Source organism: Phreatobacter sp. GW821-FHT04C01, assembly GCF_059420385.1.
The window spans coordinates 485,128-506,084 of record NZ_JBWKTP010000005.1 but is presented as its reverse complement, the minus strand read 5'-3'; the positions used below and the strand labels follow the sequence as shown (position 1 = coordinate 506,084).

Genomic DNA, 20,957 nt, shown 5'->3' with positions numbered 1-20,957 from the left:
CCACACCGCTGAAAACGCGGGACAGTCGTGATTGTGAACCACGTTTGTCCGGGCGCCCGCCGTTCGCCGGGTTGCCAAAGCCATTCATAAACCCAATATGCTGCGTCGCAGCAATTTTGCTGCGTTGCAGCGTCTTCGGGCGCACTCGATCAAAAGGGTGCCACCATGTCTGGCCTTTCAGCCTCGCTAACGAACCTCATGCGCCAAAGGCGCAAATGGTATGCTTCGCTGCCGCCGGCGGCGAATGCGACGGTTCCAGGCGAACGCGGAACGCCTGCGGCCGGGCTGACGGAAGTGACCGGGTTCGGCTCCAATCCCGGCCACCTCAGGATGTTCTCCTATGTGCCGGAAAACCTGACCAAAGATGCTGCGCTGGTCGTGGTCCTGCATGGCTGCACTCAGGATGCGGCGGGTTACAGTCATGGGTCCGGCTGGTCGAGGCTCGCCGATGAGGCCGGTTTCGCCCTGGTCTTTCCCGAGCAGCAGCGCGCCAACAATCCCAATGCCTGCTTCAACTGGTTCCAGCGCGGCGACATCGAGCGCGGCCAGGGCGAGCCGATGTCGATCCACGAGATGATCAGGCATATGCTGCGTGATCGCCGGCTCGACCCGCGGCGGGTCTTCATCACCGGCCTGTCGGCGGGTGGCGGCATGACCTCGGTGATGCTTGCAACCTATCCCGAGCTGTTCGCCGCCGGCGCGATCATTGGCGGACTGCCTTATGGCGCGGCCGGCAATGTCCAGGAGGCCTTCGCCAGCATGAATGGCGTGAGCCGTGACGCCGAGGTCTGGGGCGATCGCGTGCGGGCGGCTTCAACCCATAGCGGACCCTGGGCCAAGGTTTCCATCTGGCACGGCACCGATGACCCGACCGTGCGCCTCGTCAATGCCCACGAACTGGTCAAGCAATGGACCCATGTCCACGGCCTCTCCGAGGTCGAACCTCGGCGCAGGCTCGGCGCCGGCCATGAGCGGCTGACCTGGGGCGGGCCGAAAGGCGGGCTCGTGGAGCTCGTCACCATCGCCGGCATGGCCCATGGCGTGCCGGTCGATCCCTCGCAGGAGAGCGGCGGCGAGACCGGGGCCTATTTCCTCGATGCCGGCATCGCCTCGACCCGCCATATCGCAGCCTTCTGGGGCCTGATCCCGGAAAAGGACGTCGACAAGCCCCGTGCCGCGGCTCCGACCTGGCCGGAGAAACGCATGACCATGCCCGTCGATATCGACCTGCCGCGCGCGCCGGCACCGGCTTTGGAGCCGAACGACATCAATGGCGTGATCACCAAGGCCTTGAAGGCGGCGGGGCTCATGCGGTGAGTCCGGCCGAGGCTCGCGGGCCTTCAGGACCGGCTGCCGGGCGGCAGGGGGGGGGCCTGCATTGGCGACGGCATGGTCGCGGTTCTCCGCTGCCGGCCTTGGGCTCACTGCAACAGGGCGGGCGTACCGGGGAGCGGCCTGAGAAACAGGTAATGCGCCATCAGCCGCTGGCCGATGGAGGTCGAGACCAGAACCTGGTCCTCGTCCTTCAGCGGATCGAGCGCGGCCTCGCAATCGACCGACCATTCGAATGGATATTCCAGGCCGAACACGGTCATCACATCGGGCGGAAAGGTTACTCTGAGGCGCAGTTGCACCCGCTTGGTCGTCGTGTCGATCTCGTAGCTGCCGTCATAGCGCGCCGTGCCACGGTCGGCGCCGAACACCCGGCCGCCCTCGAAAATGAACATGCCCATGCCGGCATCCGCGCCGGTCGTGAAGTCGATGCCGTACATGCCTTCGCGCATGGGGGTCCCGTTCTGTCGTTCGGGCCGCCCCGGATCGACCGGCACGGCCTCGCCGACGAGCTAGGCAGTGATTCAGACGGTTTCGTGGACGAGGTGCGGGGACATTAAGGTGACGCGCCGGCGCAAGTCGGCGGTTTGGTCGGGCCCATTCGCGGCGCAACCGGTTCACCGCAAGGAAAAGGCGTCCTCGCGCTGGCCGCCGAGCGCGTTGCGCAGCGCTTCGGCAAGGACTGGCCTGGCCATGACGGCGATGATCTTGTCGACGTCGGGGCCCGTCTCACGATCCTCGATCATGATCGGCACTTCGGCGCGAACCGCGTCGTAGAGCAGCCTGGTTACCGGCGCGAGGCGGCCCACCTGGCGCAGATCGACCGCCTGTGCCGCGACCAGCGCCTCGATGGCGACCAGCATGCCGAGCGGCAGGAGCTGCTCCTCGAGCTTGCGAATGGTGAGTGGCGTCTGCGGCGCGTGGTCCTCGACCCCTTCGGACACGGGCAAGGCATCGAGGCTTGCCGGTGTCGCCTTCAGGCGGATTTCGCCATGCAGATAGGACACCGTTTTCTGCAGCGAATTGAAGCCTGTGGAGGCGCCGCCGGCCGGCGAAAGATATTTCGGCAAGCCCGAGAGCTGCGCATTCATCATCTTGATGATGCGATAGGCGGACGCAGTGGCGAGGTGGGTGTTGACAATGGCCAGCGTGTCGAAGGCGAGCGCGATCGCCGGCGTGTGGAAATTCGCCGTCGACAGGATCAGGCCGTCATCGGCCAGCACCAGCGGGTTGTCGGCTGCGGCGTTGATCTCGGTCTCAACGCTGTCTCGCGCCGCCTCGAAACTCGTCAGTGCCGGCCCGTAGATCGGCGCCAGCACGCGGAAGCTGAGGGCATCCTGGATCGAGCGCGCGGCGCCCGCCTCATAAAGCGAACTGCCCTTGAGGACGGCACGGAACAGAGCGGCCGCGCGTTCCTGGCCGCCGGCCGGCCGGGCCCTGGCCAGGCGCGCGTCGAAAATGAGCGGGTTGGCCGCATAACCCTCGTCGGTCAGCCCGGCGGCGGCCACCGACAGGGTCAGGATGTCGGCAAGCCGGCCGAGAACGCTCGCCGCATGACCACAGGATACCGCGCTGGCATTGAGAAGGCCCAGCCCGTCCTTGGGGCCGAGCACCGCCGGTTTCAGGCCGGCGCCGGCGAGCGCCGCGGCGGAGGGGAGGGGCACGCCGTCGACGAAGATCTCGCCGCGCCCGATCACGGCCGCGCCGATATGGGCGCAGAGCCCGAGATCGCCGGCACCGATCGAGCCGCGGCCCGGGATGACCGGGGTCAGGCCGGCATTGAACATGGCGATCATCAGGTCGAGCACATCGGGTGAAAGCCCGGCCCCGCCCTGGGCAAGGCCGATCAGCCGGCAGAGCAACATGCGGCGCGCCACCGGTTCGGCGAAGGGCTCGCCGATGCCGATGCAGCGGCCGCGGATCATCTGTACCTGAAAGGCGTCGATCTCCGGGCGGGACAGGCGAAAGCCGAGATTGCCGCCGAGCCCGGTATTCAACCCGTAGATCGGTTCCGCCCCTTCGGCATGGCGGTCGACGACGGCGCGGGCGGCGCCGACCCGTGCCCGGCCAGGCGCGGAGAGGCCAACCTGCGTCCCCGGGCGGCTCACGCGCTCGATGAAACCCAAGGTCACCGGCTTGTCGCCCAGCTCGAACATGGCAGCGGCCTCTTGGCACGAAATGAACATTGGGACGCGTGGTGCGTTGGGGTTCGAACCATCGAGGCTAGCAGTGCCGTCGCCATCCGTCATGGCGGAGGTGATTTCGCCACATATTCGGGCAATTCCAGATGCGCCGTCTCCACCTTGGCCCTTTACCTGACCGAGCGAATTGGACGACCATCCGATCGATGTTTGGCTATCGCCGCCACGGGCGACGTCCGGGAACGCAGTGAGGACCGCCGATGACCCATTCGATCTCCCGCCGGACTTTCACCGCCGTGACCTCGGCCACCGCGCTCGGCGCGCTGCTCGATCTCAGGTCCGCGGCAACTGCCCAGCCCAGATCCGGCATCGCGGTACGCATCGAGCGGGACCTGACGGTGCTCGATCCGGCGTTTCGCCAAGGCCCCCATGACGGCAATGTCATTCGCGCGGTCTATCAGCGCCTGATCGCGCAAAAGCCCAATTCCGCCGAGGTGGAGCTCGATGCCGCCGCCGAATTGAAACAGGTGAGCCCGACGCTGATCGAATTCTCCTTGAAACCCGGCCAGATGTTTACCGACGGCTTCGGCGAGATGACCGCCGAGGACGTGAAGTTCTCGTTCGAGCGTTTCGCGGTCGCGCCCGTCGACGGTAAGGAATCGCCCTACAAGGGCGACTGGACCGGGTTGACTGGCGTCGAGGTGACCGGCCGGTTGACCGGCAGGATTGTGCTGTCCAAGCCCAATGCCGGCCTTTTCGCTATCGCCTTGGCCGATGTCTCCGGCTGCATCATGTCGAAGAGGGCGGCGACCGAGCGCGGGGTCGAGCACAATACCAGGCCGGTCGGCTCCGGCCCCTATCAGGTGGTCTCGGTCGAACGGCAGCGTGGCGCGGTGCTGAAGCGCAATCCGGCCTATGCCGGGGCCAAACCCTTTTATGAGGAAATCAGGGTCAATTTCATCCAGGACCCGAAGACGACCGAATTGGCGCTGCGCGCGGGCGAGCTGGATTTCGCCGTGCTGCCGCCGGCGGTCGCCGAGCCCTTGCGGACCGCCCAGGGGCTGGCCGTCGATCAAAGCCCGGGGCTCGCCTATATCTGGCTCGGCATCAACATGCAGAAGCCGCCCTTCGACGATGTCAGGGTGCGCCAGGCGATCCGGCTGGCACTGGATGTCGACCAGATGCTGCTCGCCGGCTTCAACGGCAAGGCGCCGCGGCTGAACGCCCTCATCATGCAGCCGATCCTCGGCTATTGGGCCGAGGCGCCGGTCTATCGGCGCAATGTCGCCGAGGCCCGGCGCCTGTTGGCCGAGGCCGGCAAGACGGCGATCAGGGCGCGCATCACGGTGCTCAACCAGCCGACTTTTCAGACCATGGCGCTCGTCGCCCGCGCGCTGCTCGCCGAGGTCGGGATATCGGTCGATGTCGACGTCCAGGAGGGCGCGACCTATTGGGATGCCGGCAAGGGCGACGCCGGCAAGAACATCGACCTGTTCATGATGCGCTTCAACGGCAAGCTCGACCCGAGCTTCCTGATGCAATGGTTCGTTTCGAGCCAGATCGGCACCTGGAATTGGCAGCGCTTCGCGAGCCCAGAATTCGACCGGCTGGCGGCGGATGCGATCGTCGAGACTGATCCGCAAAAGCGCGCCGCCCTCGTCATCAAGGCTCAGCAGGAGATGGACAAGTCGGCGGCTTTCGTCTGGCTCACCAATGACGTCGCTTTCGCGGTGCGCCGTGCAACCCTCAAGACCGCCTATCTTCCCGGCGCCATCGACTGGCAGCTCGACCATTTCGCCGGCGCGTAACCGCTGAAAAAGGACCCTCTCCCTTTGGGAGAGGGTGGCGCCGTCAGGCGCCGGGTGAGGGGCGTAACGATAGAAATAGCGCGCTGCGGGTGACGAGCGTTGAAGGACTTAGAGGCTGCCATTGTTGAAATTTCCGGAGATGGACGCCCCCTCACGCGGCAGCTGACGCTGCCACCCTCTCCCTCTGGAAGAGGGTCATTCGCCCTCGATCCAGGACGGCCAACCGACGTGCAAGGCACCGAGCAAATCCAACCCATGCGATCACGTTCATGACGGCGCCCCATGTCTGAAACCTGGCGCTACCTGGCGAGCCGGCTGATTACCGCCGTGCTCATTGCGTTGGGCGCGATGCTGCTCCTGTTCACGCTCTCGGCGATCGTGCCGGGCGATCCGGCGACCGCACTGCTGGGGCCGCAGGCGACGCCCGAATATGCCCGGCGCTTCATCACCGAGATGGGGCTCGATCAGCCGCTCTACCGGCGCCTCCTGACCTTTCTCGGCAATGTGCTGACCGGCAATCTCGGCACCGATGTGCTGACCGGCAGGCCGGTCACGAGCATCGTCTGGGCGGTGGTGCCCTATACCTTCATCCTGACCTTCCTGGCGATCGGGCTCGCGGTCGTGATCGGCGTGCCGCTCGGCTGTTTCGCGGCCACTCATCGCGGTTCGGTCTTCGACCATGTGCTGGCTCTGGTCAGTGTCGCCTTCATCGCCATCCCGTCCTTCGTCATCGCCATTTTCCTGCTCCTGATCTTCTCGATCTGGCTCGACTGGCTGCCGGTGCTGGGGGCGGGCCGCAGTGGCGATCTCGCCGACCAGGCCAGGCGCCTGATCCTGCCGACGGTGGCGCTGAGCGTCGGCTGGATCGGCTTCATCGCTCGCCTGGTGCGCACCTCCATGCTCGAGGTCATGGGCGAGAACTACATTCGCACCATCCGAGCCTATGGCCTGTCCGAGCGGTTGGTGACCTATAAATACGCACTGAAAAACGCCTGTATCCCGACCATTGCCGTGCTCGGCATGGGCATTGGCCGGCTGCTCGGCGGCGCCGTGTTGGTCGAGATCGTGTTTTCCCGTCCCGGCCTCGGCCGGCTCATCTTCGACGCCATCGCGGCGCGCAACTTCCCGGTGCTGCAGGGGGCGGTGCTGGTGGTGGTGCTGGTCTTCGTCATCACCAATCTGATCGTCGACCTTAGTTATTCCGCGATCGATCCACGCATCCGCCGCGAGGCCGGCGCGACGGCCAGGCCGCGATGAGCGCCGCCGCCGCTTCCATTGGTGTGCTGAAACGCATGGGCGGCCGTTTCGGCGGCCTGGTCGGGCTGGTGATCGTCACGATCATCGTCGTCGCGGCGCTGTTCGCACCGTGGCTCGCGACCCACGATCCCGACGGCCTCGATGTAATGAACCGCTTCGCCGGCCCGTCCTGGCAGCATTGGCTCGGCACCGACCATCTCGGCCGCGATCTCTACAGCCGTCTCGTCCATGGTGCGCGTGTCGCGATGGCGGTCGCGGTGACGTCGATCGCGCTGGCGCTCGCCGCCGGCACCTTGCTCGGCATTGTCGCCGCCTCGCTGCCGGCGCGCTCCGAACGCTTCATCCTGATCCTGTTCGATGTCATCTCGTCCTTTCCCAGCCTGGTGCTGGCGCTCGCGGTCGTCGCGGTCTTCGGTCCATCGACGCTTCTGGTGGTGATCATCGTCGCTGTCACCCTGATCCCGCATTTCGGCCGCGTCGCGCGGGCTCAGGTGCTCACGGTCGCGACCGCGCCCTTCATCGAGGCGGAGCGGATCCTGGGAGCTTCCTTTCCTCGGATCGTGCTCAGCCATCTGCTGCCCAATATCGCCGGGCCGCTGGTGGTGCTCGCCAGCATGGACGTGCCCGTGGTGATCACCATCGAGGCCGGCCTCTCCTTCATCGGGCTCGGCGTCAGGCCGCCGCTCGCGAGCTGGGGCACGCTGATCTATGACGGCTACGCCTATCTCTCGGACTCGGCCCTGCCGGTGCTCATTTCGAGCACCGCGCTTGGCATCGCGACGCTCGGCTTCACCCTGTTCGGCGAAGCCTTGCGCGATGCCGTCGATCCGCGCCTCAACCGGGATCACGGATGATGGCCGAACCCGCCGGGCCCCTGGTCGAGATCCGCAACCTGACGCTGGACGCCGCGACCGAACGTGGCGACGCGCATGTCTTGCGCGGCCTCGATCTCGACATCGGCCGCAGCCGCATCCTCGGCGTCGTCGGTGAATCCGGGTCCGGCAAATCGACGCTCGCGTCCTGCTTGCTCAGGCTCGTCGCCGGCAATGTCACCCGGCTCGCCGGCGAGATCCGGTTCGATGGCATCGATCTGTTGAGGCTCAGTCCGTCCGCCATGCACGACTGGCGCGGCCGGCGTATCGCCATGATCTTCCAGGACCCGATGACGGCGCTGAATCCGCTGTTCACCGTCGGTACCCATCTGGTCGATGTGCTGCGTCGGCGCCATCCCGAACTATCGCGGCGGGCTGCCCTGGCGAAAGGCGAGGAGATGCTGACCCGGGTGGGCATCCCGGACGCGCATCTGCGGCTCAGTGCCTACCCGCACCAGCTTTCCGGCGGCATGCGCCAGCGGGTGATGATCGCCATGGCGCTGATCGTCGAGCCGGATCTCCTGATCGCCGACGAACCGACCACGGCGCTGGACGCCACGATCGAGGCCCAGATCGTTGCGCTGTTCGACGGGCTGCGCCGGGATTTTTCCGGCTCCGTCCTCTTCATCTCGCATCATCTCGGCCTCGTGGCGGAGCTCTGCGATGATCTCTGCGTGATGTATGGTGGCTGCGTCGTCGAGACCGGCCCGGTCGCGGCGGTGCTGTCCCGGCCGCGACATCCCTATACCCGCGCGCTGCTCGACTGCGAGATCGTCGCCGACGGAGCAGGGCGGCTCGCGTCGATCCCGGGCGATGTCCCGGATCCCGTGGCGCCGCTTGATGCCTGCATCTTCGCGCCGCGCTGCGCCCATGCCGCCGCGATCTGCCTCACCGGCATGCCGCCGCTGGACCCGGCGGGCGAGGGGCGCCGCGCCGCCTGTTTCCGCTCCGCCGAGGTCTTGGCATGAACGCCGCGCCGCCGCTGATCTCCGCAAGGGACGTTGCCGTAACCTTTGACGGCACGCTGAGGGCGCTCGACGGTGTGTCGCTCGACATCCACGGGGGCGAGATCGTCGGGCTTGTCGGCGAATCCGGCTCCGGCAAGACCACGCTCTGCCGCGCGCTGATCGGGCTCACCAAGCCGAGTTCCGGCACGATCGCGATCAATGGCGAACCACTCGACCCGTTGCTGGCGCATGACGCGCTGGCGTTCCGCCGGCGGGTGCAGATGCTGTTGCAGGATGCGGTGGCCTCGCTGTCGCCGCGCATGCGCATTCGTGCGCTCGCCGAGGAGCCGCTGAGGATCCACGGGCTCCCCCTGGCTGAAGGCCGGGCGCGGCTGACCATGCTGTTGAAGCGGCTCGGGCTGACCGAAGACACGCTCGACAAGTTTCCCCACGAGGTCTCCGGCGGCCAGGCGCGCCGCGTCGCGATCCTCAGGGCGCTCATGCTGAAACCGGAAGTCATCGTCGCCGACGAGCCGACCGCCGGTCTCGACGTGTCGGTGCAGGGCGATCTCCTGAACTTGCTGATCGATCTGCAGGGCGAATTCGGCCTGACCTATCTCATCGTCAGCCATAATCTCAACGTCGTGCGCCGAGTGACCGGCCGCACGGTGGTGATGTATCTCGGCCAGATCGTCGAAGAGGCCACGACCAAAGCGTTGTTCGAAGTCCCGGCCCATCCCTATAGCGCGGCTCTGCTCTCGACCAATCCGTCGGTCGATCCGGCGCGCCGGCGCCAGCGCATTGTCTTGAAGGGCGAGATCCCGAGCCCGCTCAACCCGCCGCCGGGCTGCCGTTTCCACACCCGCTGTCCCTACGTGCAAGAACGCTGCCGGGTCGAGATGCCCGAATTGCGGCCTTTGGTCGAGAACCGCCAGGTCCGCTGCCACTTTCCCCTGGCCTGAGGAGACGAGCATGTCCGCCAATCCGACCATGCCGCCGATCTATATCGACTATCTCAACCGGCTGGATATCGAGGCGCTGGCCGTCACCAATGACGAGATCCTCGCCGCCATCGAAGGCGCTTTGGCGACGCAGGGCAGGGGCGAGGCGGTGATCGAGCCGCGCATGCATCTCGAACCGAAAGTCGCCGACGGCCATTTCAACGTGCTGCGCGGTTCGCTCGGCGGCGACATCGACGCGGCGGGCGTCAAGGTGGTCGGCGATTTCGTCGACAACTACAAAAAGGGCCTGCCCTCCGAACTCGCCGTCCTCACCCTGTTCGACCGGTTCAACGGCAGCCCGAAGGCGATCCTCGACGCCTCGGGGATCACCGACATGCGCACCGGCGCGGTCACCGCCATCGGGGCGAAATATCTCGCGCGCAAAGGCTCCAGGGTGCTCGCCCATATTGGCGCGCGCGGCACGGCCTATTGGAACGTCCGCCTGCTCGACCATCTCTTCGATTTCGACGAGATCCGGGTTCATTCGCGCCGCCCGGAAAGCCGCGACGGCTTCGCTCGGCGCTTGCAGGACGATCTCGGCAAGCCGGTGATCGCCACCGACGATTGGCAGGCTTGCGTCGAGGGTGCCGACATCGTGGTCGAGGCCTCCAGGCTGTCCGAGCCGCGGCCGCTGCTCAAGACCGCCTGGATCAAGCCCGGTGCCTTCGTCGTGCCCTATGGCACGATGAGCGCGGTGGAGCTCACGCTGACAGACATCATGGCGAAACTGGTGGTCGACGACTGGGGCCAGTGCAAGACCGGCAAGTTCGGCTCGCTCCGGGCGCATGTCGAAACCGGCAGGCTCTCGGAGGCGACACTTCACGCCGAGATGGGCCAGATCGTCGCCGGCCTGAAGCCGGGCCGCGAAAATGACGCCGAGACGATCCTGTTCTGGCATCGCGGCCTGTCACTGTCGGACATCGCGCTCGGCCACGCCATGCTGGACAAGGGCAGGCGGCTCGGCATCGGCCAGCGGCTGCGTTTCGCATGAGCGGCCTGATCGCCAATGCCCGCATGTATGCGGTGACGCCCGAGGCCGAGGCGCGCTGGCAGGCGCTGCTTGGCCATGTCGCCGATGAAGCCGGCGTCGCGCTCACCTACGAGGGCTATCCGGCGCCACGGCCGCTCGAGAGGCTCTGGTCGCGGCCGGACCTCGGCGGCGTCTTCATGTGTGGCTATCCGATCGCGTTGAAACTGGCCGACGTGACGCCGATCGCGGCCCCCATACCGGATGCGCCCTGGGCCGAGGGGCGAGCGGCCTATCGCTCCGACTTGATCGTGCGCGCGGATTCACCGTTCCGGAGCTTGGCGGATACGTTCGGCGGAAGGCTCGGCTGGACGGTCGAGCACTCGCATTCCGGCTTCAATGCGTTGCGCCACCACCTCCTGAAGTTCAGGACGCCGGAGCGACCCAAGCTCTACGCTGAAGTGATCGGCAATCTCGTCACCGCGCGGCGCGTGCTCGACGAGGTGCTGGCCGGCACCATCGATGTCGGCCCGCTCGACGCCTATTGGCACCGCCTGATCGCCCGCGAACGGCCCGAGCTGGTCGCCGGCATTCGTGTCATCGATGCCACCGCGCTTGCGCCGATCCCGGCCTTCGTCGCGTCCGGCGCAGCTCCGATTGCGCTTGTCGAGGCGCTGCGCGAGGCCTTCGTGCAAGCCCGTACACGGCCATGGTTTGCCGGGCTGGCCGAGGGCTTGTGCATCACTGGCTTCACGCCGGTCGATCACCGGGATTTCGCGACGACCCTGGCCTGGGATCGGGAGGCGAAAGCCGTCGGCTATCCGATGCCGGCCTGATCGCCCGCTTTCGCCGAACCGTCACGCCAGCACGTTGCCGCGCTCGCGCGGCACGCGCCAAAGATACCAGGAGGCGACGGTGCGATGGGGTGCCCAGGCCTTGCCGATCTCGCGCAACACCTTCGGCTTCGGCGCTTCGCCGAGCGACTTGAGCGCGCGATAACCTTCACGGACACCGAAATCATCGACCGGCAGCACATCGGGGCGTTCCAGCGAATACATCAGCAGCATTTCGACGGTCCAGCGGCCAATGCCCTTCAGCGTGACGAGCCGGGCGATCAGATCCTCGTCGTCCATCGTGGCCGCCGCCGCGCGCGTCGGCACCAGGCCGGTCAACGCCCCCTCGGCGATCGCCTTGATGGTGGCGATCTTGGAGGCCGAGAAGCCGCAGGCCCGCAGGGCATCGAAATCATCGGCCAGGATCTCGCCCGGCGTCGGAAACGGCGAAGCCGGGTGCAACGCCTTCAGACGGGCAAGAATGGCATCCCCGGCCTTGGCGGTGAGCTGCTGGTAGGCGATGGCGCGGACCAGCGCCTCATAGGGTTCTCGCGCAGCCTTCGGATCGTGGGTGCAGGGCCCGATCAGGTCGATGGCGCGTGCCCAGTCCGCATCGATTTTTCTGAGAAATTCGGTTGCCATGCTGTAATCGGTCTGCTGCTGCATTGCCATGAAAGGATGATCCTGTTCCCCGCTCGCGGGTTCTCTTCAGTCCGGACGAGCGAATGCTGTCTTCTCATGCCGAAGCGATATCGCTTCGCCGTGTTCCGGGCCTGTAGAGTGGAACGACAAGGGAATCCAGCCGTTGAATTTGAAAGCAAGGGACGGAGTGTCTTGGGCACTTGTCCTGGTTACTTGGCGCCCCCAAAACCGATGACGCGGCCCGACACGTCGCGGGTCGGCCCGCCACGGCAACAGGCAGGAGCGACTGACATGGACGATCTTTTCGGCGACATCGCCGCCGGCATGCCGGAGCGTGAGCAACTGGCCGATGGTGCGATGATCCTGCGCGGCCGGGCGCTGTCGCGCGAAACCCTGGTGCTGACAGCCATCGATGGCATCGTCGCCGCGGCGCCGTTCCGCCGCATGGTGACGCCGGGCGGTTTCGAAATGTCCGTCGCAATGACCAATTGCGGCGCAGCGGGCTGGGTCACCGACCGGCGAGGCTATCGTTACGATGCCATCGATCCGGACAGCGGCAAGCCTTGGCCGCCGATGCCGGAGGCGTTCCTCGCGCTGGCGACCGAAGCGGCGGCGGCGGCGGGCTATGCCGGCTTCGTGCCCGACGCCTGCCTGATCAACCGCTACGAGCCGGGCGCCCGGCTGTCGCTGCACCAGGACCGGAACGAGCGCGACTTCGACAATCCGATCGTCTCCGTCTCGCTGGGGCTGCCCGCGACCTTCCAGTTCGGCGGGCTCAGCCGGACCGACCCTGTGCGCAAGATCCCGCTCCGACACGGCGATGTCGTGGTCTGGGGCGGGCCGTCGCGCCTGTTCTTTCATGGCGTGCCAGCCCTGAAGGAGGGCGATCATCCAAGGCTTGGCCGGGTCAGGCTCAACCTGACCTTCCGCAAGGCGCTTTGACGCCGCCAGCGTCCCTGCTCACCGGCTTTCGAATTTGAAAGCAAGGACCGGAGCGTCGCGGCACTCACGACAGCCTATGGTCACTCCAGCTTCGAGGGAACCGAAGACGAGGAGATCAAGATGTCCAGCACCATCCGTTATGCTTTCGGCGAGAGCTCGCTCGGGGCCTTCATCGCCGCCACCTCCGTCCGTGGTCTGGTCGCCTTCGAATTCGCCGAGCGGGGACCGTCGCCCGTTCGCGCACTCGAGGATCGTTTCGCGGACAGCCGGGTCATCGAAGACACGGCGGGGCTCGCCGCAATCATCGAAAAACTTGCCGAAGTCATCGCCCATCCCGACCGGGACCCCGGCCTCGCACTCGACCCGCGCGGGACCGATTACGAGATGCGCGTCTGGCAGGCGCTTCGCCGGATCCCGGCCGGCCGGACGGTGAGTTATGGCGAGATCGCCGCCGGGCTTGGGGCCCCGCGCGAGGCGCGCGAAGTGGCGGAAGCCTGCGCGGCCAACAGCATCGCGATCCTGATCCCCTGCCACCGCGTGGTGAAGAAGGACGGCTCGCTCTCGGGTTATCGCTGGGGCTTCAAGCGCAAGCGCGAGCTGATCGCACGCGAACAGACGGTCCAGGCATTCCAGCTTGCCTGATCAGGCAAGCCGGGGCGGCATGGACAAAACGACATGCTCCTGCTCATGGTGAAACATCTGGCGAGCAGGAGCAGGGCGGCGATCCATGGAGCATATCGGCACATTGGCGGCCATTGGCGGCGTGTTTCTCATGGCCTGCCTCAGCCCCGGCCCGGTTTTTGTCGTCATCTCCTCGACCGCCATTGCCGTGTCGCGCAAGGCGGGGGTCCTGGTTGGCCTCGGTGTCGCCGGCGCGACCTTGACCTGGGCCTCGATTACCATGCTCGGCCTCGGCGTGATCATGACCCAGGTCGCCTGGCTCCATACCGGCATCAGGCTGGCGGGCGCCGCCTATCTGATCTGGATTGGGCTGTCGATGATCCGGAACGCCGCCGCGCCTGGCCGGACGATCGAGGCGCCGCGGGGCGGTGGGACGGGGGCCTGGGCCTCGTTTCGCCGTGGCTATCTCACCAGCATCACCAATCCGAAGGCGGCTGCCTTTTTCGGCAGTATTTTCGCGGTCATGCTGCCGGCTCACGCGCCGTCCTGGGTCTATGGCGCGGCAGCGATCCTGCTCGCGCTGCTGTCGGCCTTCTGGCATTGCGGCCTGGCGCTGGTCTTTTCGGTCGGCAGCGTCCAGGCCGGCTATCGCAAGGCGAAGTCGAAGATCGACCGTGTCGTCGGCACTGTGTTGATCCTGCTCGGGATTCGGCTGGCGATCGCACGCTGAGGTGGACCATCCCTCAATAGTCCAGGCGACCGTACAGGTCCCCGAAGGGGATCATGACGTGCTCGCGATAGGCCGCCCGTTGTTGCAGGCGGCGATACCAGGCCTCGACATGGGGCACAGGCGGGCGATCGATATCGAGTTCGAAATAGCGATAGAGCGTCGTGCCAACAGGGATATCGGCAAGGCCGGGGCGATCGCCGGAGAGGAATTCGCGGCCATCGAGAACCCGGTCCAGCAGCCGGACATGCGCAGCGCAACGGGCGACGCTGTCACGGATGGCCGGCCAGTTTCGCTGATGCTCCGGTGTTCGATAGAAGCCCCAGAACACCCCGGTCAGGAAGGCCGGCTGGAGGGTCGTCTGCGCCCAGTCCATCCAGCCATCGGCCTTTGACCTTGCCCCGGCCGCCTCAGGCCAGAAGCCCGGCCCGCCGTGGCGCGCCGCGAGGTAGCGCAGGATGGCATGGGATTCCCAGACAATGGTTCCGTCGTCATCGATCAGCGGCACGCGCCCATGTGGATTCATCGCCAGGAATTCAGGCGCATCGAGGCCGCCGAAGCTCCCGCCGGCGGGAATGTGCGCGTGATCGAGCCCCAATTCGCCGATCAGCCACATGACTTTCTGCACATTGAAGGAATTGCGTCGGCCCCAGACCCTGAGCATCGATTGTCCCTGTGCGAGTCCATCCGCCGGCGATCAGCCGGGCGACAGCGAGGCTGGCGTGGCGCTGGCCAGTATCGTGACGGCTTCCTGGACGCTGTGGAAGAGCTTGTCCTCGCCGAGATCGGCGAGAATGCCGAACCGGTCGAGCGCCTCCTGGGCGCGCACCGATTCCAGCCGCGCGATCGCGAAGCCGACACCCGAGTCCTTGCAGGTTGTAATCACCGCCCGCAAGGCGGTCGCCGCGGTATAGTCGACATTGGCGATGCCGCTGGCCTCCAGGACGACCACTGATATCGGCCGTTTGCAGGTGGCGATCAGTGCCGTCACGCCGCGCTGAAAGATCTGCGCATTGGCGAACAGCAGCGGCGCCTGGAAGCCGATGACCAGGGCACCAGGGTGAAGTTCGCCCGAGGCGCGCGCCCCGGGCGGCCACCAGACCGTTGTCCCGGGAATGCGTTGAAACTCGATCGGCCGGGTCTGGATGGTCATCCAGACGCCGTGCAGCAGCGACAGGCCGACACCGATCGCGACCCCGGTCTGGATCGGCAGCACGATGATCGCGGCCGCGGTCAGCACGATCAGCGCGAATTCGGCCGGCGCCTGCCGGGCGATCGTGACCATGGTTCCGAACCGGAAGATGCGCTGGGCGACGAACAGCAGCACGCCGGCGAGCGCCGCTTCCGGCACATGGGCCAGCAGGGCCCCGCCGAACAGCACGAGCAGGAGCACGATGCCGGCCGCGACCAGGGGACCGGCTTGCGACACGCCGCCGGTTTCGGACACGACGGCGGTACGCGGCGGGCTGGCATTGACCGGCATGGTTCCGAGCGCGCCGGCCAGGAGGTTTGCCGCACCAGCCCCAATGAAATCGCGATTGATGTCCGGCCCGCGACCGCCTGGGCCGGGGAAGGAATGGCTGACGGCCGCGGTCTGCATCATGATGACCAGCGCGATCGTCAGTGCCAGCGGCACGAGCTGGCGCAGGTCCTCGAAAGCGAGGTCGGGCATGACGGGATGGGGCAGGCCGCCGGGCAAGGTGCCGATGACCGCCACGCCACGGCGTTCCAGCTGGAAAGCGACGACGGCGAGGGTGGCGAGCGCGACCGCGATGAGCGCGCCGGGAATCCGGCCGCTGATCCGTTCCGAGACGAGCATGATCGCCAATACGCCGAGGCCGATGCCGGTCGAGACGGGATTGATCGCGGCGATCTGGCTGATGATCGACGAGAGCTTGCTGAACATGTCGCCGGGGCCGGCCGTCAGGCCGAACAGGCCAGGCAATTGCGATACGACGATATGGACCGATATGCCGGCGAGGAAGCCGGTCACCACCGGCTCGGACAGCAGGTCGGCGACCCAGCCGAGCTTCAGGCTGCCGCCGACGATGAGCAGGAGCCCAACGATGAGGGCGAGCGTGACGGCCGCCGCGCTGAGCGTCGGTGAGCCGGAAGCCGCCAATGCCGCGAGCGCGCCGGCAAAGATCGGGGTGATGGTCGAATCGACCCCAACGGTGAGGATGCGGCTGGCGCCGGCCAGAGCGAAACCGATCGTCGCGCCGATGAAGGCGTAGAAACCGATCTGGGGTTCGAAACCACCGAGCCTGGCGGTCGCCATTTGCTCGGGGATCGTGATGGCGGCAAGCGTCAGGCCGGTCAGGACATCGCGCCCGAATGCCGCGTAGCCTGGTGAAGCCGTGGCCCCTGCCGGCCTGGGGCCGGCGGCAGGGCGCGAGGGTGAAGAGCCGGAAGCGTCGTCATTCATGCGGTGAGCATAGGCGGATTGCCGGCCGGCGACATCTGGGGAGCCACGAACGGAAGACCGACGGGCGCCCTCAACCGAGCCCGATCGAACGTTCCAGATCGGCGAGGCCAAGGAACAGCCGCCGCATCTCGCTCAATCCGAATTCGGTCGGCGATTGCGCCGGCTGGCGCTCGAACACCTCGCCGGCGCCGATCCGCTGCGCCATGAAGCGCTTGCCATAGCAGAGGAGGGCCGGGATCGATCGGATCATGAAGACGATCAACGGCAGCAGCTCCTTGTGCAGGCGTTCGGCTTCGGCCAGCGCTTCGGGAGTGCCCTGGCGGAACAGCTCGTAGATCCTGACCTGCACGGGCAGGCAGTCCGGCGCCGGGATGAGCCCGGCGGCGCCGGCGCGCAGCACCGAGAGATATTCGATGCCGCCATGACCGCCGAACACCGCGAGCTTGCCTTCGGTCGCAGCCACCAGCGTTTCGGTATCGACCGCCGTGCCTTCGCCTTTCAGCACGGTGATGTTGCGGTGATTGCGGTGCAGCGCCGCCATGGCCGGGATCGACAGCCAGACGTCGAGATTGAACGGATTGTGCTGGATCGCCACCGGGCAATCCAGCGCATCGGCGACACTGCCGAAGAAGCGGATGAGGCCGGCTTCGCCATCATCGGGCCGTGGCGGCGGCTGCAGGATCACCCAGTCGGCGCCGCGCGCCCGGGCCTCCCGGGCAAACTCGGTCTGGGCCGCGACCGTCGTGCCGGCGACCGTCACGGCATAGGGCAGGCGGCCGCCATTGACCTCGGCCACCAGCGCGGTCAGTTCCAGCCGTTCCTCGACCGAGAGCTTGTTCGCCTCGGTGACGAGGCCGAGCAGCATCAGGCCATGGGCGCCCGCGGCGACGCAATGCTCCACCTGGGCGCGCATGGCGTGCCGGTCGAACCGGCCATCGGGGCCGAAAAACGCGTAGAGCACGGGATAGACGCCGGCAAAATGGGAGATCAAACAGGCCTCCTTCAGATTCGCAGCCTCGCGCCGGCCGGTCCGGCCCTGCCTGATGCCGACTGAACGATCCGGTTATAGCACCTATAGGATCTCTCTCTTAGACCTGGGTGCCGCCGCATCGTAGCAATCATCGCACGGCCACTGTTTGAGGAAAGCGCGATGAAATTCGGTCTGATGACGCAGATCCAGATGCCTCGCCCCTGGACCGAGACGACCGAGCGCAACGCCTATTGGGATGGTCTTGCCCAGGGCGTCGCCGCCGAGGCCGCCGGCTTCGAATATTTCTGGATCACCGAGCAGCACTTCCTGATCGAGATCGGTCACGCACCGGCTTCCGACATGTTCCTGGCGGCGCTGAGCCAGCGCACCAAGACCCTGCGCATGGGCCTCGGCGTCGTGCTCCTGCCGCTGCACAATCCCTTCAGCGTCGCCGAAAGGGTCGCCACCCTCGATATCCTCAGCAATGGCCGGGTCGAGTTCGGTACCGGCCGCGGCACGACCTCCTACATCCTCGAGGGCATGGGCGTGGACCCGGCCAAGGGGCGCGAACTCGGCAAGGAATCGCTCGAGGCGATCCTGAAAATGTATGAGGGCGAGTTCTTCACCGGCTACAAGGGCCAGCATTTCGACCTGCCGGCCCGCCATGTCACGCCGCGCCCGATCCAGCGTCCGCATCCGCCGCTGTGGATCGCCGCCACCAATCTGGAAACCTACGAGTTCGCTGGGCGCCAGGGCTTCGGCGTCATCGGCGTGACCCGCAACAGCCAGGAAGACACCAAGACAGCCGTGCAGCGCTATCGGGCGGCGGCGACCGGCAGCGACCGGTCGAGCCAGATCGGCAAGGTGGTCAACAACCAGGTCGCCGTGTTCGGCATTGCCTGCTGCCACGAGAACGATCGGGTCGGCCGCGAACTCGCCTGCTCCGCGGCACGCTGGTATTACGGCGACAACGACGCGGAACTCAATCATATGCGCTTCACCACGGCGGGTGGCGTCGCCAAGGTGCGCGAGCGCATTTCGGGCCTGAGCAATGACGACCTGATCGAAAACGGCATGGCGCTCGGCGGCGACGCGGACACCTTGTCGCGGCAGGTCGAGAAATGGGCCAATTGCGGGCTCGACCAGATGATCTTCATGATCCAGGCCGGCAACACCAATCATGACCAGGTAATGCGCTCGATCGAGCTGATCGGCGAGAAGGTGATCCCGCGCTTCGCCGACAAGGATTATGCCATCGCGGTCTGAGCCTGCTTGTTCGCGACACGAGGGACCGGCCGCGCATGTCGAAATCCGACTTTCCGCCCGAGGAGTTCGATGATCGGCTGGCGCGCGTGCGTCAGGCGATGGCGAAAGCCGATCTCGACTGGCTCCTGGTCTTCCATCCCGTGTCGATCCATTGGCTGACCGGCTCGGACGCCAAGGGCTACCAGGCCTTCCAGTGCCTGCTGGTGCCGGTTTCTGGACCTCGCCCGGTGATGTTCACCAGGCTGTCCGAGCAGGCCGAGTTTCTCGACGACGCGCTGACCGGCGATCTGGTCTGCTGGGGCGGCCCGGAGCCGGAGGATCCGCTCGCGGCCTTCGCGACGCTGGTCAACCGGCTCGGCCTCTCAGGCACCCGCGTCGGCATGGAAGTGCCCGCCTTCTATCTGCATCCGCACCACTACCTCGCGGTCAAGGCCTTGCTCGGCGAGGCGCTGGTCGCCGAGCCGAGCAATCTCGTGCACGACCTGAAGCTCAGGAAGTCGGCGCGTGAGCTTGTTCTGATCCGCAAGGCCGCGGCCATCGCCGACCTGACGGTGGAGGCCCTGGCCGCCGCGCTGCGTCCGGGCCGGAGCGAGCTGGAGGTCGCCGCGGCGATCTATCAGACCCTGCTCGCCGCCGGCGGTGGCCAGCCGGTGACGCCGGTCAACCTGGTGTCGGGCCCGCGGGCCGGCTTCAGCCACGGCGCGCCGACCGAAAGGCGGCTTGAGCCTGGCGATTTCGGCAATGCCGAATATTGTGTGCCCTATCGGCGCTACTCGGTGTCGATCGGCCGGCAGTTTTCGATTGGCCGGCCTTCCGCGCGCATGCTGGAGCTCTATGACGTCGTGCGCCGGGCGAGCGACGCGGCGATCGCCGAAATCCGCGCCGGCGTGCCGGCGACCGTCCCGCACGAGGCGGCCAAGCGTGTCATTGCGGAGGCCGGGCTCGACCAAGCGCGGGTGCATACGTCGGGCTATGGCGTCGCGCCCGGTTTTGCCCCGGCCTCGGGCGAACCGGTCCATTTGTTCGGCGGCAGTTCGTATCGCCTCGAAGCCGGCATGGTGCTGTCCGTCTGCCCGCCGGTGTTTATCACCGAGGAACGCCTCGGTGCGCGCCTGGTCGACAATGTCCTGGTGACCGAGACCGGCGCGGAGCGGCTGTGTCATTCGCCGCGCGACCTGATCGTCGCCTGACCGGCCTCACTCCGCCGGCAGCTCGCCCGACCAGACACCGGACTGGACGAGATCGCGCACCACCTCCTTGACCGTCTCGGCCAGCTTGCCGATCAGCGTGTGCTGAATGTCGGTGCGCGGCACGTTCTGGCAGGTGAGCATGGCGAAGGGCCAATAGGCCGGCGGTTCGAATGAATGGATTTCCAGTTCGCCGCGGCTCAATTCGCCTTCGACGGCGCCGCGGGTGAGCAGGCTGAAGCCGACGCCCTGGCGCAGCATGGCGCGGGTGATGGTGGTGTCGTCCACCTCGACCTTGGCCGAAAGCGAAATGCCGCGCGCGGCGGTCCATTTGTCGAGCAGCCGGCGCGAGGCATTGGGACGGCTCGGCAGGATCAGTGGCAGTTTGGCGAGATCCTCGGTGCGAATGCGGCCGGCGGAAGCTCCCAGACTGCCGGCACGTCCCACGAGATAGACCTCTTCGTTGAGCAGCGGCGTCACCTCGAAGCCGCGTTGCGGCACCGGATCGTGCAGGCAGGCGAGGTCGACCTGGCCGCGCACCAGCCACTCGTGGATATAGCCGCTGAAGCCGCCGACGATCTTCAGGAAGACGTGCGGATAGGCTTCGCCGAAGCGCTCGACCAGCGGCGGAGCGATGAAATGGCCGGCCGCCGGCGGCACCGCGAAGGAGATCACGCCGGACAGGCCGGCATGGCCGCTGCGGATGTCGGCCTTGGTCTGTTCCAGCTGGCGCAGCAGCAGCTGGCTGCGCTCGAGCAGCAGCTTGCCGGCCTCGGTGAGCGTCACGCCATGGCCGTGGCGCTTGAACACCGGGCGGCCGAGTTCGTCCTCGAGATTGCGGATGGTCCGGCTGACCGCCGGCTGCGAGATGCGCAGCAACTCCGAGCCGCGGCTGTAGCTGCCGCTTTCGGCGACAGTTTGGAAATAGCGGAGCGCTCTGATATCCAAGGCTTGCGTCCCCTCAGGTCATTTCAGGCATAGCATGGCGGAGGGCCATGCCGGAATGTGAGGGACAGGCA

The 20,957-nt window shown here is 66.6% G+C and carries 20 protein-coding genes; 13 read left to right on the top strand and 7 right to left on the bottom strand.

Annotated elements, in window-relative coordinates; genetic code table 11:
• The first annotated feature begins 198 nt into the window (after positions 1-198).
• Complete coding sequence (locus AC07WJ_RS21755) at positions 199-1,317, top strand: extracellular catalytic domain type 1 short-chain-length polyhydroxyalkanoate depolymerase (RefSeq protein ID WP_494936732.1); 1,119 nt, start codon at positions 199-201, stop codon at positions 1,315-1,317.
• 104 nt (positions 1,318-1,421) lie between these two features.
• Here the strand turns inward: AC07WJ_RS21755 and AC07WJ_RS21750 are convergent, their stop codons facing one another.
• Together AC07WJ_RS21750 and AC07WJ_RS21745 are read right to left on the bottom strand one after the other, a co-directional pair.
• Positions 1,422-1,784: a hypothetical protein gene (locus AC07WJ_RS21750; RefSeq protein WP_494936731.1), complete on the bottom strand. Its 363-nt coding sequence runs from the start codon at positions 1,782-1,784 to the stop codon at positions 1,422-1,424.
• A gap of 165 nt (positions 1,785-1,949) precedes the next feature.
• Positions 1,950-3,488: an HAL/PAL/TAL family ammonia-lyase gene (locus tag AC07WJ_RS21745; RefSeq protein WP_494936730.1), complete on the bottom strand. Its 1,539-nt coding sequence runs from the start codon at positions 3,486-3,488 to the stop codon at positions 1,950-1,952.
• A gap of 245 nt (positions 3,489-3,733) precedes the next feature.
• On the opposite strand from AC07WJ_RS21745, the gene AC07WJ_RS21740 reads away from it, so the two are divergent.
• From AC07WJ_RS21740 to AC07WJ_RS21710, 7 genes are all read left to right on the top strand, one after another.
• The gene (locus tag AC07WJ_RS21740) at positions 3,734-5,281 is read left to right on the top strand and encodes an ABC transporter substrate-binding protein (RefSeq protein WP_494936729.1); all 1,548 of its coding nucleotides are present in this window, start codon (positions 3,734-3,736) and stop codon (positions 5,279-5,281) included.
• Positions 5,282-5,563: 282 nt separating this feature from the next.
• Positions 5,564-6,538, top strand: coding sequence for an ABC transporter permease (locus AC07WJ_RS21735; RefSeq protein WP_494936728.1), 975 nt, complete (start codon positions 5,564-5,566; stop codon positions 6,536-6,538).
• Positions 6,535-7,392 carry an ABC transporter permease gene (locus AC07WJ_RS21730; RefSeq protein ID WP_494936727.1) on the top strand — a complete coding sequence of 286 codons (858 nt, stop codon included), beginning with the start codon at positions 6,535-6,537 and terminating at the stop codon, positions 7,390-7,392. Before AC07WJ_RS21735 ends, AC07WJ_RS21730 begins: the two co-directional genes overlap by 4 nt.
• On the top strand, positions 7,389-8,378 hold the full coding sequence (locus AC07WJ_RS21725) for an ABC transporter ATP-binding protein (protein WP_494936726.1): 990 nt from the start codon (positions 7,389-7,391) through the stop codon (positions 8,376-8,378). The genes AC07WJ_RS21730 and AC07WJ_RS21725 overlap by 4 nt, the downstream gene beginning before the upstream one ends.
• Positions 8,375-9,319, top strand: coding sequence for an ABC transporter ATP-binding protein (locus tag AC07WJ_RS21720; protein WP_494936725.1), 945 nt, complete (start codon positions 8,375-8,377; stop codon positions 9,317-9,319). The genes AC07WJ_RS21725 and AC07WJ_RS21720 overlap by 4 nt, the downstream gene beginning before the upstream one ends.
• A 28-nt stretch (positions 9,320-9,347) precedes the next feature.
• Positions 9,348-10,349: an ornithine cyclodeaminase family protein gene (locus AC07WJ_RS21715; protein ID WP_494936831.1), complete on the top strand. Its 1,002-nt coding sequence runs from the start codon at positions 9,348-9,350 to the stop codon at positions 10,347-10,349.
• Positions 10,346-11,161, top strand: coding sequence for a phosphate/phosphite/phosphonate ABC transporter substrate-binding protein (locus tag AC07WJ_RS21710; RefSeq protein ID WP_494936724.1), 816 nt, complete (start codon positions 10,346-10,348; stop codon positions 11,159-11,161). The genes AC07WJ_RS21715 and AC07WJ_RS21710 overlap by 4 nt, the downstream gene beginning before the upstream one ends.
• Before the next feature lie 21 nt (positions 11,162-11,182).
• On the opposite strand, the gene AC07WJ_RS21705 is transcribed toward AC07WJ_RS21710, so the two are convergent.
• Positions 11,183-11,830 carry a DNA-3-methyladenine glycosylase family protein gene (locus AC07WJ_RS21705; RefSeq protein WP_494936723.1) on the bottom strand — a complete coding sequence of 216 codons (648 nt, stop codon included), beginning with the start codon at positions 11,828-11,830 and terminating at the stop codon, positions 11,183-11,185.
• 261 nt (positions 11,831-12,091) lie between these two features.
• Between AC07WJ_RS21705 and alkB the strand changes: the two genes are divergently transcribed.
• The 3 genes from alkB (at position 12,092) to AC07WJ_RS21690 (ending at position 14,093) form a co-directional block, all read left to right on the top strand.
• Positions 12,092-12,742, top strand: coding sequence for a DNA oxidative demethylase AlkB (gene alkB, locus AC07WJ_RS21700; RefSeq protein WP_494936722.1), 651 nt, complete (start codon positions 12,092-12,094; stop codon positions 12,740-12,742).
• Between the two features lie 120 nt (positions 12,743-12,862).
• Positions 12,863-13,384 (top strand): methylated-DNA--[protein]-cysteine S-methyltransferase, encoded by a 522-nt coding sequence (locus AC07WJ_RS21695; protein ID WP_494936721.1) that lies wholly within the window; start codon positions 12,863-12,865, stop codon positions 13,382-13,384.
• Positions 13,385-13,469: 85 nt separating this feature from the next.
• Positions 13,470-14,093: a LysE family transporter gene (locus AC07WJ_RS21690; protein WP_494936720.1), complete on the top strand. Its 624-nt coding sequence runs from the start codon at positions 13,470-13,472 to the stop codon at positions 14,091-14,093.
• A gap of 13 nt (positions 14,094-14,106) precedes the next feature.
• On the opposite strand, the gene AC07WJ_RS21685 is transcribed toward AC07WJ_RS21690, so the two are convergent.
• From AC07WJ_RS21685 to AC07WJ_RS21675, 3 genes are all read right to left on the bottom strand, one after another.
• A complete protein-coding gene (locus AC07WJ_RS21685) occupies positions 14,107-14,754 on the bottom strand; it encodes a glutathione S-transferase family protein (protein WP_494936719.1) in 648 nt (215 codons plus the stop codon).
• Between the two features lie 33 nt (positions 14,755-14,787).
• On the bottom strand, positions 14,788-16,515 hold the full coding sequence (locus tag AC07WJ_RS21680) for a SulP family inorganic anion transporter (protein ID WP_494936718.1): 1,728 nt from the start codon (positions 16,513-16,515) through the stop codon (positions 14,788-14,790).
• A gap of 70 nt (positions 16,516-16,585) precedes the next feature.
• Positions 16,586-17,506 (bottom strand): dihydrodipicolinate synthase family protein, encoded by a 921-nt coding sequence (locus AC07WJ_RS21675; protein ID WP_494936717.1) that lies wholly within the window; start codon positions 17,504-17,506, stop codon positions 16,586-16,588.
• Positions 17,507-17,665: 159 nt separating this feature from the next.
• Between AC07WJ_RS21675 and AC07WJ_RS21670 the strand changes: the two genes are divergently transcribed.
• Both AC07WJ_RS21670 and AC07WJ_RS21665 read left to right on the top strand, forming a co-directional pair.
• Positions 17,666-18,751, top strand: a complete 1,086-nt coding sequence (locus AC07WJ_RS21670; protein WP_494936716.1) for an LLM class flavin-dependent oxidoreductase — start codon at positions 17,666-17,668, stop codon at positions 18,749-18,751.
• A 35-nt stretch (positions 18,752-18,786) separates the two neighbouring features.
• On the top strand, positions 18,787-19,941 hold the full coding sequence (locus AC07WJ_RS21665; protein ID WP_494936715.1) for a M24 family metallopeptidase: 1,155 nt from the start codon (positions 18,787-18,789) through the stop codon (positions 19,939-19,941).
• Positions 19,942-19,947: 6 nt separating this feature from the next.
• Here AC07WJ_RS21665 and AC07WJ_RS21660 read toward each other — a convergent pair whose 3' ends face one another.
• A complete protein-coding gene (locus AC07WJ_RS21660) occupies positions 19,948-20,886 on the bottom strand; it encodes a LysR family transcriptional regulator (protein WP_494936714.1) in 939 nt (312 codons plus the stop codon).
• Positions 20,887-20,957 lie beyond the last annotated feature (71 nt).

Excerpts from the sequence above, each read along its gene's own strand:
- AC07WJ_RS21755 (WP_494936732.1), top strand. The coding sequence starts at position 199 with ATGCGCCAAAGGCGCAAATGGTATGCTTCGCTGCCGCCGGCGGCGAAT.
- AC07WJ_RS21750 (WP_494936731.1), bottom strand. The coding sequence starts at position 1,784 with ATGCGCGAAGGCATGTACGGCATCGACTTCACGACCGGCGCGGATGCC.
- AC07WJ_RS21745 (WP_494936730.1), bottom strand. The coding sequence starts at position 3,488 with ATGTTCGAGCTGGGCGACAAGCCGGTGACCTTGGGTTTCATCGAGCGC.
- AC07WJ_RS21740 (WP_494936729.1), top strand. The coding sequence starts at position 3,734 with ATGACCCATTCGATCTCCCGCCGGACTTTCACCGCCGTGACCTCGGCC.
- AC07WJ_RS21735 (WP_494936728.1), top strand. The coding sequence starts at position 5,564 with ATGTCTGAAACCTGGCGCTACCTGGCGAGCCGGCTGATTACCGCCGTG.
- AC07WJ_RS21730 (WP_494936727.1), top strand. The coding sequence starts at position 6,535 with ATGAGCGCCGCCGCCGCTTCCATTGGTGTGCTGAAACGCATGGGCGGC.
- AC07WJ_RS21725 (WP_494936726.1), top strand. The coding sequence starts at position 7,389 with ATGATGGCCGAACCCGCCGGGCCCCTGGTCGAGATCCGCAACCTGACG.
- AC07WJ_RS21720 (WP_494936725.1), top strand. The coding sequence starts at position 8,375 with ATGAACGCCGCGCCGCCGCTGATCTCCGCAAGGGACGTTGCCGTAACC.
- AC07WJ_RS21715 (WP_494936831.1), top strand. The coding sequence starts at position 9,348 with ATGCCGCCGATCTATATCGACTATCTCAACCGGCTGGATATCGAGGCG.
- AC07WJ_RS21710 (WP_494936724.1), top strand. The coding sequence starts at position 10,346 with ATGAGCGGCCTGATCGCCAATGCCCGCATGTATGCGGTGACGCCCGAG.
- AC07WJ_RS21705 (WP_494936723.1), bottom strand. The coding sequence starts at position 11,830 with ATGGCAATGCAGCAGCAGACCGATTACAGCATGGCAACCGAATTTCTC.
- alkB (WP_494936722.1), top strand. The coding sequence starts at position 12,092 with ATGGACGATCTTTTCGGCGACATCGCCGCCGGCATGCCGGAGCGTGAG.
- AC07WJ_RS21695 (WP_494936721.1), top strand. The coding sequence starts at position 12,863 with ATGTCCAGCACCATCCGTTATGCTTTCGGCGAGAGCTCGCTCGGGGCC.
- AC07WJ_RS21690 (WP_494936720.1), top strand. The coding sequence starts at position 13,470 with ATGGAGCATATCGGCACATTGGCGGCCATTGGCGGCGTGTTTCTCATG.
- AC07WJ_RS21685 (WP_494936719.1), bottom strand. The coding sequence starts at position 14,754 with ATGCTCAGGGTCTGGGGCCGACGCAATTCCTTCAATGTGCAGAAAGTC.
- AC07WJ_RS21680 (WP_494936718.1), bottom strand. The coding sequence starts at position 16,515 with ATGAATGACGACGCTTCCGGCTCTTCACCCTCGCGCCCTGCCGCCGGC.
- AC07WJ_RS21670 (WP_494936716.1), top strand. The coding sequence starts at position 17,666 with ATGAAATTCGGTCTGATGACGCAGATCCAGATGCCTCGCCCCTGGACC.
- AC07WJ_RS21665 (WP_494936715.1), top strand. The coding sequence starts at position 18,787 with ATGTCGAAATCCGACTTTCCGCCCGAGGAGTTCGATGATCGGCTGGCG.